Origin of the sequence: Necropsobacter massiliensis, from assembly GCF_000827595.2 — a bacterium.
In the GTDB taxonomy this organism is placed as follows: Bacteria; Pseudomonadota; Gammaproteobacteria; order Enterobacterales; family Pasteurellaceae; genus Necropsobacter; species Necropsobacter massiliensis.
In genome coordinates, this window is sequence record NZ_LN776189.1 from 154,905 (window position 1) to 166,979 (window position 12,075).

The window sequence follows — 12,075 nt, forward strand, 5'->3', positions numbered from 1 at the left end:
ATGGCTTATGCGTAAAAATGAAATCGATCTGTCCACGCTGTTTCCGGAAAAAGATAAAAACTATATGCTGATCACCTATTTGGCATTTGCTGGCGGCGTTTTTATTCCTCTGCTGCCGATTGTCGGTGTGATATTGGCTTATGTCAAACGCAACGAGGTGTGGGGCTCGGTTTACTACGCTCATTTGACTTATCTGATCCGCACATTCTGGGGATTTGTTGCCGGCGTAGTGCTGGGATCGATCTTGCTGATTATCGCAGTTGGCAAGCTCATTTTGCTTGCTGTCTGGATCTGGTTTCTGTTCCGCATTATTTACGGCTTTATCAAATTGTTGGATCGACAAACGGTAACGACTACCGGCTGGTTTATTAAGTAAAAATCCACCTGCTATGAGCATGAATTTTTATAGTTTATCAATAGGTTAGCGTTTTTCGCAAAATATGCACCGCACTTTTCTTGCGTTAAAAAAGTGCGGTTAAATTTAGGAAAGAATTTATGAAAGAAACAATCGTGGCACAAGCGACCCCTATCGGACGCGGCGGGATCGGGATTTTGCGCGTGTCCGGTCCGCTGGCGGCGGAAGTGGCGCGGCAAGTGCTGGGAAAATGCCCGAAAGTGCGGATGGCAGATTATTTACCGTTTAAACAGGCGGACGGTAGCGTGCTTGATCAAGGCATCGCCTTATATTTTAAAGCACCGCATTCCTTTACCGGCGAAGATGTGCTGGAATTACAAGGACATGGCGGTCAGGTGGTGCTTGATCTGTTGCTGAAACGCATTTTGCAAATTGACGGCGTGCGATTGGCGCGCCCGGGCGAGTTTTCCGAACAGGCATTTTTAAATGATAAGCTCGATCTGGCGCAGGCAGAAGCCATTGCCGATTTAATCGACGCCAGCTCGGAGCAGGCGGCGCGTTCGGCGTTGAAATCCCTGCAAGGTGAATTTTCGCGCAAGGTGAATCAGCTGGTGGATGCCGTGATTTATTTGCGTACTTATGTGGAAGCCGCGATTGATTTTCCCGATGAGGAGATTGATTTTCTGGCGGACGGCAAAATAGAAGGACAGCTGCGCGATATTATCGCTCAGCTGGATGGCGTCAGCGCGGAGGCAAAACAGGGGGCATTGTTGCGCGAGGGCATGAAAGTGGTGATTGCCGGGCGCCCGAATGCTGGCAAATCCAGCCTACTCAATGCGCTTGCCGGGCGGGAAGCGGCAATTGTTACCGATATTGCCGGTACCACGCGCGATGTGTTGCGTGAGCATATTCATATTGACGGTATGCCGTTGCATATTATTGACACCGCTGGTTTGCGTGATGCCACCGACGAAGTGGAACGCATTGGTATCAGCCGCGCGTGGGATGAAATTGCACAGGCGGATCGGATCTTATTGATGCAAGACAGTACGGATAGCAGTCAGGATCCGGCTCAAGTGCGGTCGGAATTTCTGGCGAAATTACCGAAGGATATTCCGCTGACGGTGGTGCGCAATAAAGCGGATTTAAGCGGTGAACGTGAAGGAATCAGCGAACAGGACGGCTATAGCGTCATTTGCTTATCGGCGAAAACTCGGCAGGGCATTGATTTGCTGCGCGACCATTTGAAGCAATCTATGGGCTATCAGACCGGCTCGGAAGGCGGTTTTCTTGCTCGTCGTCGCCATTTGGAAGCCTTACGGCAGGCATCGGAGCATTTACGCGCGGGGCTGGTTCAGCTGGTTGAATTTCATGCCGGCGAATTGTTGGCGGAAGAGCTGCGCATTGTGCAGACGCACCTTGGCGAGATTACCGGTCAGTTTACCTCCGATGACTTGCTGGGCAATATTTTCAGTTCATTTTGTATCGGAAAATAGCATCAGGGCGTATTTGATACGCCCGATTATTCGGTTTTTTGATCTGGTTAAACAAAATCAACGGATTTTTGTTCTATAATTCAGTTCCTTTATTTTGTTGTATTTGTTTGTTTATGAGTTTTTATGCACTGTGGGTGATAGCTTTCGGGCTGTCAATGGACGCTTTCGCCGTGTCGGTTTGCAAAGGTCTGTCTTCATCTTCTTTTCAATGGCGCAATGCGCTGAAAACCGGAATTTATTTCGGTTTGTTTCAGGCCGGTATGCCCTTGCTTGGCTTTTTGCTGGGCGTTCAGTTCAGTGAATCCATTCGGGAAGTCGACCACTGGGTTTCGTTTGTGTTGCTGATGATTATCGGCGTCAATATGCTGAAAAATGGTTTCAGCGCAAAACAGGAAACGCCCTGTGACGATAATTTCAGCTGTAAATCCTTGTTGGCGCTCGGGGTGGCAACCAGCATCGATGCACTGGCGGTGGGCGTGTCTTTTGCCTTTTTGGCGGTGGATATTGTCAGCGCCATTGCGATTATCGGTTTGATTACCATGCTGCTGTCGATTATCGGAGTGAAAGGCGGGCATCTGCTGGGCGGTAAACTGAAAAATAAAACCGAATTGCTGGGCGGCGCGATGCTGATTGCGATTGCAATCAAAATTCTGTTTGAACATCATGTGTTTTAATGGCGCCGTCTGATTTTATCGGACGGACGACCCCGCCTTTGATCTTGCCCGATTTATGCGTATAATCTGCCATTATTTCAATTTTATACGGACCAACTCATGCGCCTCATTCGCGGTATTCACAATCTTCCGGCAATTTTACGACAACAGGGCTGCGCGCTGACTATCGGTAATTTCGACGGTGTTCATTTGGGGCATCAGGCGGTATTGCGTCATCTGCGCGACAAAGCCAACGCCTTGGCATTGCCGGTGGTCGTAATGCTGTTTGAACCGCAGCCGAGCGAGTATTTTCTGGCACAACAGGCGCCGGCGCGTTTAATGCGATTGCGCGATAAGCTGTATTATCTGACGCAGGTCGGGGTGGATTACGTTTTCTGTGTAAAATTCGACCGCACTTTTGCCGCGTTGCCCGCACGGCAGTTTATTGCCGATTGGCTGGTGGCGCGCTTAAATGTGAAATTTCTCAGCATTGGTGACGATTTTCGCTTCGGTGCCGGGCGCGCGGGAGATTTTGCCCTGCTACAGCGTGCCGGTGCGCAGTTTGGTTTTAGCGTGGAAGATAACCGCAGTTTTCAGCTGGATAATCAGCGCATCAGCAGTACCGCAATCCGCCAGGCGCTGGCAGATGACGATTTGATGGCGGCGGAAAAATTGCTCGGTAAGCCGTATCGGATTTTCGGTCGCGTGATTCACGGTAATAAACTGGGGCGCACAATCGGTTTTCCCACTGCCAATATCAGCCTGCATCGTCAGGTTAATCCGGTGAAGGGCGTTTATGCAGTAAAAGTGCGGTTGAAAAACGAACAGATTTTCTGCGGCGTGGCGAATATCGGCAAACGTCCGACCATCAACGGCGTGAAACAATTGCTGGAAGTGCATATTTTTGATTTCGACCGTGATTTATACGGTCAGAACGTGCAGGTTGAGTTTTGTTATAAGCTGCGCAATGAAATCAAGTTTCCTTCCTTTGCGCGCCTACAGCAACAGATTAAGCGCGATGTAGAGATTGCGCGCGCATTTTTTGCCCATAGAGACGAGCTATGTGGTATCTGATTGCGGCGGTAACCATTTGGGCGAGTTCGTTAATCGCCGGTAAATTCTCCTACGAAACCTTTGATCCGGCGCTTACCGTACAGATTCGGCTGCTGATTTCCGCGTTGCTGTTATTACCGCTGTTTAAACGCAATTACCACCGCGTGCCGCCGCATTTACGGCTTAAAGTATGGCTGCTGGCGATGATGAATTTGCCGTTGGTGCTTAATTTACAGTTTATCGGCTTGTATTATACCTCGGCCGCCAGTGCCAGCACCATTGTGGGGATGGAGCCGTTGCTGGTGGTATTTATCGGTCGCTTATGCTTCGGTCAAGCGGCTAAACCTATTGATTGGCTGTTAAGCACGCTGGCGTTTATCGGCATTGCTTTGGTGGTTTTAGGTGGTGGAGAAGAGGGTGAAATCAGCCTCTGGGGCTGTTTTCTGGTGCTGGTGGCAGAGGTGATTTTCGCCCTTTGTCTGTATTTAGGCAAAAGCGTGATGAAGGAAATCGAGCCGCGGGTTTACACTAACTGCATTCTGGTGCTCGGTGCGTTGCTATGCTTGCCGTTTACTTTATTGTTTACTCGAGATTGGCAAATTACACCGACGTTCAACGGCATTGCCGCTGTGCTGTATCTTGCCGTTGCCTGCACCTGGTTTGCGATGCTGCTGTTTAATAAAGGGTTGCAGCAGGTGAGCGCCAATGTGTCCGGTATTTTGATTACGCTTGAACCGGTGTTCGGTGTGTTGCTGGCGGTATTGGTGCTGGGCGAAAGTTTTTCGTTGGTCAGCGGTATCGGTATGGCGTTGGTGATGGCGACGACCTTTTTATCCGTCAGTCTGCCGATGTTGGTTAAAAGACTGCGTCGCAAAGCGGCTTAAGTCCGTGTTCCGCTCCCTTTCCGTGGCTGAATTCAGCCTTTAATCTTGCCACATTTATGCGTATAATGCTGAAATTCGTCTGCGTGTTATAGGCAGATTATTTTTTAATATTTACAACCTGGAATAAACAAATGTCGAATGAAACTGTAGATTACAAAAGCACGCTGAACCTGCCGGAAACCGGCTTTCCTATGCGTGGTGATTTGGCGAAACGTGAGCCGGATATGTTGAAAAACTGGTATGAGAAAAAACTGTATCAGAAAATCCGGGCGGCATCGAAGGGCAAGAAAACCTTTATTTTGCACGACGGCCCGCCCTATGCGAACGGTACCCTTCATCTTGGTCATGCAGTAAATAAAATTCTGAAAGACATTATTTTGAAATCAAAAACCGCACTGGGTTTCGATACGCCTTATGTGCCGGGCTGGGACTGTCACGGTCTACCGATTGAATTGAAAGTGGAAGGCATTGTCGGCAAACCGAATGAAAAAGTGTCCGCCGCCGAGTTTCGTAAAGCCTGTCGCGCCTATGCTAAAGAACAGGTTGAAGGGCAAAAAGCCGATTTTATCCGCATGGGCGTGCTGGGTGACTGGGATAATCCTTACCTGACCATGAATTTCGACACGGAAGCCAGCATTATTCGCACGCTGGGCAAAGTAATCGCCAACGGGCATTTGTATAAAGGTTCGAAACCGGTACACTGGTGTCTGGACTGCGGTTCGTCGCTGGCGGAAGCGGAAGTGGAATATGAAGACAAGGTTTCGCCGTCAATTTATGTGCGCTTTAGTGCAGTGGATCCGACCGCGGTGGAAGACAAATTTAACGCACAGGGCAAAGGTCACGGACAAATTTCAGCGGTAATCTGGACCACAACCCCTTGGACCTTACCGTCCAACCGTGCCATTGCGATTAATCCAGAATTGGATTATCAGCTGGTGCAGTTCGGTGACGAACGGGTGATTTTGGCACAGGCGCTGGTTGAAGATGTGCAAAAAGCTGTCGGTGTTGAGCAGGTTGAGGTGTTGGGGACGACAAAAGGTGCCGAGCTTGAATTGTTGCGCTTTAATCATCCGTTCTATGAATTCAACGTGCCGTTTATTTTCGGCGATCACGTTACTACCGACGGCGGTACTGGTCTGGTGCATACCGCACCGGATCACGGTCTGGACGACTACATTGTCTCGCAGAAATATCATCTGGAAATGGCGGGGCTGGTCGGCAACGACGGCAAATTTATTTCTACTACGCCGTTTTTTGCCGGTAAAGGCGTGTTTGAAGCCAATGATTTGGTGATCGAAAAAATGCGCGAAACCGGTGCGTTAATGAAACTGGAACGCATTAAGCACAGTTACCCGCATTGCTGGCGGCATAAAACCCCGATTATTTTCCGTGCAACACCGCAATGGTTTATCGGAATGGAAACAAAAGGTTTGCGCCGACAGGCATTAAGCGAAATTAAGCAAGTTCGCTGGATCCCGAGCTGGGGTGAAGCGCGGATCGATACCATGGTGGCAAACCGTCCGGACTGGTGTATTTCCCGTCAACGTACTTGGGGCGTGCCGATGACCATGTTCGTGCATAACGAAACGGAAGAACTGCATCCGCGCACGTTGGAATTATTGGAAGAAGTGGCGAAACGGGTGGAAAAAGAGGGCATTCAGGCATGGTGGGATCTGGATCCCGCCGAGCTGCTGGGCGAAGACGCCAACACTTATCACAAGGTGCCGGATACGCTGGATGTATGGTTTGATTCCGGCTCCACTTATGCTTCCGTTGTGGCACAGCGCCCGGAATTTCGCGGGCTGTCGGCGGATATGTATCTTGAAGGTTCCGACCAGCATCGCGGCTGGTTTATGTCCTCGCTGATGCTGTCCACCGCAACCGAGGGCAAAGCGCCGTATCATCAGGTATTAACACATGGTTTCACGGTAGATGAAAAAGGGCGCAAAATGTCCAAATCCCTTGGTAATACTATTTTGCCGAGCGAAGTGTGGAACAAAAACGGAGCGGATATTTTGCGTTTATGGGTGGCGTCCACCGATTACACCGGTGAAATTGCGGTATCCCATAATATCTTAAACCGCGCGGCGGACGCTTACCGTCGTATCCGTAATACCGCCCGTTTTCTGTTGGCAAACCTGAATGGATTTGATCCGAAACGCGATATGGTGAAACCGGAAGCAATGATTTCACTGGATCGTTGGGCGGTAGATTGTGCATTGCGGGCGCAGAATGAAATTAAAGACGCTTACGATAATTACCAGTTCCATGCCGTAGTGCAGCGCTTAATGAAGTTCTGTTCGATTGAAATGGGTTCTTTCTATCTGGATATTATCAAAGACCGTCAATATACCACCAAAGCGGACAGTCTTGCCCGTCGCAGTTGTCAAACCGCACTGTGGCATATCGCCGAAGCGTTGGTGCGCTGGATTGCGCCGATTTTATCCTTTACCGCCGATGAAATCTGGCACTACATTCCGGGCGAGCGCGGTGAATTCGTGTTTACCGAAGAATTCTATGACGGGCTTTTTGCGCTGGATGAACACGAAGTCATGGGTGACCAATACTGGCAGCAGATTTTAACCGTGCGGGATGAAATTAACCGCGTATTGGAACAGGCGCGTAACGAGAAAATTATCGGTGCGGCGCTGGAAGCGGAGCTGACGATTTATGCCGATGAACGCTATGCCGCGTTATTGGCGCAATTGCAAGATGAACTGCGCTTCGTGCTGATTACCTCGAAAGCGGAGGTCAAACCGCTGGCGCAAGCTGATGTGGCGGAAGGCGAGCTGAAAGGACTGGCGGTGAAAGTGGTGCGTTCCACTAACCATAAATGCCCGCGCTGCTGGCATTATTCTGACAGCAAAGACGACGCGTCTCTGTGTTCGCGCTGCGTAGAAAATGTAGAAGGGCAGGGCGAAGTTAGACAATTCGCTTAATCTGTATTAACGTCAAAAAGTGCGGTTAATTTGACCGCACTTTTCGTAACTAGGAATTTTTATGTCCAATAACAAAACCGGACTTTCATTTTTATGGCTGAGTTGCATCGCCTTTATCCTTGATCTGGCGACCAAATATCTGGTTGTCAGCCGTTTCGAATTATACGAAAGTGTGAATATTTTGCCGGTATTTAATCTAACGTATGTGCGCAACCCGGGGGCGGCGTTCAGTTTTTTAGCCGACCATTCCGGCTGGCAGCAGTATTTTTTTATTCTGTTGGCGCTGGCGATTTCGGCAATGCTGGTGTATTTTCTGTATCAAAACAGCCGGCGACAAACCTTGCAAAATAGCGCCTATGCGCTGATTATCGGTGGCGCGCTGGCGAATATGGCGGATCGCGCCTATCATGGTTTTGTGGTGGATTTTCTCGATTTTTACTGGCGGGACTGGCATTATCCGGTGTTTAACGTGGCGGACATCGCCATTTGCGTGGGTGCTGGACTACTGGCGCTGGACGCCTTTAAACCGGGCGATAAAGCAACGAAAAAGAGTAAAGGGGCATGAAAATTATCTTAGCTAATCCGCGCGGTTTTTGTGCCGGCGTGGATCGTGCGATCAGTATTGTGGAACTGGCGCTGGAAATTCACGGTGCGCCGATTTATGTGCGGCACGAAGTGGTGCATAACCGTTTTGTAGTGAACGGATTACGTCAGCGCGGCGCGATTTTTGTGGAAGAATTAAACGAAGTGCCGGACGGGGCGATTGTAATTTTTTCCGCGCACGGCGTATCACAAGCGGTGCGTCAGGAAGCCAAAAATCGTGAACTGAAAGTGTTCGACGCCACCTGTCCGCTGGTTACTAAAGTGCATATGCAGGTGGCGCGCGCCAGTCGCAAAGGAACGCAAGCGATTCTGATCGGACATGAGGGGCATCCGGAAGTGGAAGGTACCATGGGTCAGTATGATAACCGCGAGGGCGGCATTTATCTGGTGGAAAATGTCGAAGATATCGCCAAATTGTCGCTGCGTAAGGAGGATGACATCACCTTTATGACCCAAACCACGCTGTCTATTGATGACACCAGCGAGGTGATCGAAGCGCTGAAACAAAAATATCCGGCAATTCAGGGACCGCGCAAGAATGATATTTGTTATGCCACCACCAATCGCCAGCAGGCGGTGCGCGAGCTGGCGAAACAGTCGGATCTGGTTATTGTGGTCGGCTCAAAAAATTCTTCCAATTCCAACCGTCTGGCGGAGCTGGCTTCGCGTATGGGGGTGAGCGCAAAACTGATTGACGATGCTGATGATATTGAACCGCAATGGCTGGATAACGTGAAAGTAATCGGGGTTACTGCGGGCGCTTCGGCACCGGAAGTACTGGTACAATCCGTTGTCGCCCGCTTAAAGGCATTGGGCGTGGAAACGGTGGAGGAATTGCAGGGTTGCGAGGAAAATACCGTGTTTGAAGTGCCGAGAGAATTGCGCATAAGCCCGGTTGAATAATGGAGCGGCGCCACGTTAAGCACTTATGGTGGCACGGTTTCGGCAGCATTGGCTTGTCGGTTTATAGTGGTTGCAGCAGGCTTAAAAACTTTGCCATTTTTAACCGCACTTTTTATTCACTTTGCGATCCGGATCGTAAAAGTGCGGTCGTTAAGTTGTCAGTTTTTGTCTTTTCGTACACAGTAATGCCCGTTGGATTAAATCCAACGACCGCTTAACTAGACAAAAGGACAGATTATGAAAACAGTTAACGCGCTTTTCAGCGCATTCTTTTTATTCATCGCCCTGTGCGGCACAACCGCCTTTGCCCAACCGGCTAAAAATGCGCAAGACGAGCAGCCGAGCGCGGAGGTTGTAGTCGGCGATAAGCTGAATATCAACGCGGCGAGTGCGGAAGAGATTGAAAAATCCCTGCTTGGTATCGGCGCGAAAAAAGCGCAGGCGGTGGTTGAGTATCGCGAAAAGCACGGTAATTTTACCGCTCTTGAGCAATTACTGGAGGTGCAGGGGATCGGTAAAGCGACGTTGGATAAAAACAGAGCGCGCATCAGATTGAATTAGTCCGCAAATCCGTAACCTTATTTTGCCAAGCCGAAACCGTTAGGTATTCGGCTTTTGTTATTTTCAGCGTATAATTAAACGCGATTCCAACCCATTCAAGGAGTGAACATGAAACAGAAAATCGTGCTTGCCACCGGCAATCCGGGCAAAGTAAAAGAAATGGCGGATGTGCTGGCGGACTTCGGCTTTGAAGTGGTGGCGCAGTCCGATTTGGCGATTGAAAGTCCGCCGGAAACCGGTCTGACCTTTGTCGAAAATGCCATTTTAAAAGCGCGCCATGCAGCGAAGATGTCTGGTTTGCCAGCAATTGCCGATGACAGCGGGCTGGTGGTTGCGGCGCTGGGCGGTGAGCCGGGGTTATACTCCGCCCGTTATGCCGGAGTGGACGGCGAGAATGCCGATGATGCAAACCGGCGTAAATTGCTGGAAAATTTGGCGCAGATTCCGGCAGAAAAACGGCAGGCGAAATTTGTCAGTTGTATTGTCATGTTGATGCACGAAACCGATCCGTCGCCGATTATCGCCGAGGGAGAATGCGTAGGTAGCATCACCTTTGAAGAACGCGGCAGCAATGGTTTTGGCTATGACAGCCTGTTTTTCTATCCGGACAAAAACTGTACCTTCGGCGAGTTAGAACGCGCCGAGAAAAAACGCATTTCTCATCGTGCCAGAGCGCTGGCGGTGCTGCAAGAGCGTTTGAAATAATGCTGATACCGCCGCCTCTCAGCCTGTATATTCATATTCCGTGGTGCGTGCAAAAATGCCCTTACTGCGATTTTAATTCGCATGCACAGAAAGGCGCCGTTCCCGAGCGGGATTATCTGCATCACCTGCTGGCGGATTTGGAGCAGGATCTGGTGCGATACCGTCATTACATTAATGATCGGGCGCTGCATTCCATTTTTATCGGTGGCGGTACGCCGAGCCTGTTTTCCGCCGAGGGGATTGCATTTTTATTACACCGTATCCGACAGCGCATTCCTTTTGAAGCGGAAATTGAAATAACGCTGGAAGCCAACCCCGGTACGGCGGAAGCCCAGCGTTTTATCGGCTATGCCGAGGCCGGGGTAAACCGCATTTCCATGGGCGTGCAAAGTTTTAACGATGAAAAATTGCGCAGCCTCGGGCGGATTCACAATGCCGACGAAGCTAAAAGTGCGGTCGGTTTTGCCAAAGTTTGCGGGCTGAAATCGTTTAATCTGGATCTGATGCACGGGCTGCCGGCACAGAGCACGGCACAGGCGCTTGCAGATCTGCATCAGGCGATTGCATTAGCGCCGCCGCATTTGTCTTGGTATCAGCTGACGATTGAACCCAATACCCTGTTTGCTTCACGACCGCCGACATTGCCTGATGACGATGAGCTGTGGTCGATCTTTGAGCAGGGACATCGTTTATTGACGCAGGCGGGATATCAACAATATGAAACTTCCGCCTATGCCAAAGCGGGCTATCAGTGCCAGCATAATCTTAATTATTGGCGTTTCGGTGATTATCTGGCGCTCGGTTGCGGCGCGCACGGCAAGCTGAGTGCCGCCGACGGCGAGATTATCCGCTTTTGCAAAACCAAACACCCGCGTGGCTATTTGCGCGGTGATTATCTGTATGAAGAAAAAGCGGTAGCGGCGGCGGAGCGCCCTTTTGAGTTTTTTATGAATCGTTTCCGTCTGCTGGAACCGGTGCCGAAAGCGGCGTTTGAACAACTTACCGCGCTGCCGTTAAGTGCGGTGCAACAACCAACCGATTTAGCGCTGGCACGGCAATATATCACGGAAACCGACCGCACTTGGCAGGTGACTGAGCACGGCAAGTTGTTTTTAAACGAGTTGCTAACGCTGTTTTTACCGGAATAGGGCTTGTGTATCCGGTCCAATAGCATTAAAGTATGGCGGTTACAGGCAAACGTTTACGTCAGGCGGCGATTGAGTTTCCCCGTCTGCATAAAGGAAAGAATATGGATCAATTAACCATGAAAAAACAGGCGGCGCAGGCAGCGTTAGCCTATGTAAAAGCGGATACCATTGTCGGCGTTGGCAGCGGTTCGACGGTAAACTGTTTTATTGAAGCGCTCGGTACGCTGAAAAACCAGATTAAAGGCGCGGTGGCGGCGTCGAAACATTCGGAAGAATTATTGAGAAAGCAAGGCATTGAAGTGTTCAGTGCCAACGATGTGTCAAGTTTGGATATTTATGTGGACGGCGCCGATGAGGTGAATCCGCAGAAAATGATGATTAAAGGCGGCGGCGCGGCGCTGACACGTGAAAAAATTGTGGCTGCATTAGCAAAAAAATTCATCTGCATCGTGGATAGCAGCAAACGGGTAGATGTGTTAGGCTCTACATTCGCCCTGCCGGTGGAAGTGATTCCGATGGCGCGTTCGCAAGTAGCGCGCAAATTGGTTGCGCTGGGCGGTTTGCCGGAATATCGCGAAGGCGTTGTGACCGATAACGGTAATGTGATTTTAGACGTATATAATTTTAAAATTATGAACCCGGTGGAAATGGAAAAAACCTTGAATAATGTCGCCGGCGTGGTCACTAACGGGATTTTCGCCCTGCGCGCGGCGGATATTATTATTGTCGGCACTCCCGACGGTACTGAAATCATTGAATAATCATAAATCATTAC

General features: G+C 50.0%; 12 protein-coding genes. All 12 read left to right on the top strand.

Annotated features, from left to right (window positions below; all coding sequences use genetic code 11):
- The first annotated feature begins 7 nt into the window (after positions 1-7).
- Complete coding sequence (locus BN3349_RS09420; protein WP_040977035.1) at positions 8-376, top strand: DUF4870 family protein; 369 nt, start codon at positions 8-10, stop codon at positions 374-376.
- A 119-nt stretch (positions 377-495) separates the two neighbouring features.
- Positions 496-1,851: a tRNA uridine-5-carboxymethylaminomethyl(34) synthesis GTPase MnmE gene (gene mnmE / locus BN3349_RS09425; protein ID WP_040977036.1), complete on the top strand. Its 1,356-nt coding sequence runs from the start codon at positions 496-498 to the stop codon at positions 1,849-1,851.
- A 113-nt stretch (positions 1,852-1,964) separates the two neighbouring features.
- Positions 1,965-2,525 (top strand): manganese efflux pump MntP, encoded by a 561-nt coding sequence (locus BN3349_RS09430; protein ID WP_040977196.1) that lies wholly within the window; start codon positions 1,965-1,967, stop codon positions 2,523-2,525.
- Positions 2,526-2,624: 99 nt separating this feature from the next.
- Positions 2,625-3,578 (top strand): bifunctional riboflavin kinase/FAD synthetase, encoded by a 954-nt coding sequence (gene ribF, locus BN3349_RS09435; RefSeq protein ID WP_040977037.1) that lies wholly within the window; start codon positions 2,625-2,627, stop codon positions 3,576-3,578.
- On the top strand, positions 3,566-4,441 hold the full coding sequence (locus tag BN3349_RS09440) for a DMT family transporter (RefSeq protein ID WP_040977039.1): 876 nt from the start codon (positions 3,566-3,568) through the stop codon (positions 4,439-4,441). Before ribF ends, BN3349_RS09440 begins: the two co-directional genes overlap by 13 nt.
- 131 nt (positions 4,442-4,572) lie before the next feature.
- Entirely contained in the window at positions 4,573-7,380 is a 2,808-nt protein-coding gene (gene ileS, locus BN3349_RS09445) for an isoleucine--tRNA ligase (protein WP_040977040.1), read from the top strand.
- 61 nt (positions 7,381-7,441) lie between these two features.
- The gene (gene lspA, locus BN3349_RS09450) at positions 7,442-7,945 is read left to right on the top strand and encodes a signal peptidase II (protein ID WP_040977041.1); all 504 of its coding nucleotides are present in this window, start codon (positions 7,442-7,444) and stop codon (positions 7,943-7,945) included.
- A complete protein-coding gene (gene ispH / locus BN3349_RS09455; protein ID WP_040977042.1) occupies positions 7,942-8,886 on the top strand; it encodes a 4-hydroxy-3-methylbut-2-enyl diphosphate reductase in 945 nt (314 codons plus the stop codon). The genes lspA and ispH overlap by 4 nt, the downstream gene beginning before the upstream one ends.
- Positions 8,887-9,123: 237 nt before the next feature.
- Complete coding sequence (locus BN3349_RS09460) at positions 9,124-9,447, top strand: ComEA family DNA-binding protein (protein WP_040977043.1); 324 nt, start codon at positions 9,124-9,126, stop codon at positions 9,445-9,447.
- A gap of 108 nt (positions 9,448-9,555) precedes the next feature.
- Positions 9,556-10,152, top strand: coding sequence for an RdgB/HAM1 family non-canonical purine NTP pyrophosphatase (gene rdgB / locus BN3349_RS09465; protein ID WP_040977044.1), 597 nt, complete (start codon positions 9,556-9,558; stop codon positions 10,150-10,152).
- Positions 10,152-11,300: a radical SAM family heme chaperone HemW gene (gene hemW, locus BN3349_RS09470; protein WP_040977046.1), complete on the top strand. Its 1,149-nt coding sequence runs from the start codon at positions 10,152-10,154 to the stop codon at positions 11,298-11,300. The genes rdgB and hemW overlap by 1 nt, the downstream gene beginning before the upstream one ends.
- A gap of 101 nt (positions 11,301-11,401) precedes the next feature.
- The gene (gene rpiA / locus BN3349_RS09475) at positions 11,402-12,061 is read left to right on the top strand and encodes a ribose-5-phosphate isomerase RpiA (protein WP_040977047.1); all 660 of its coding nucleotides are present in this window, start codon (positions 11,402-11,404) and stop codon (positions 12,059-12,061) included.
- Positions 12,062-12,075: the final 14 nt, after the last annotated feature.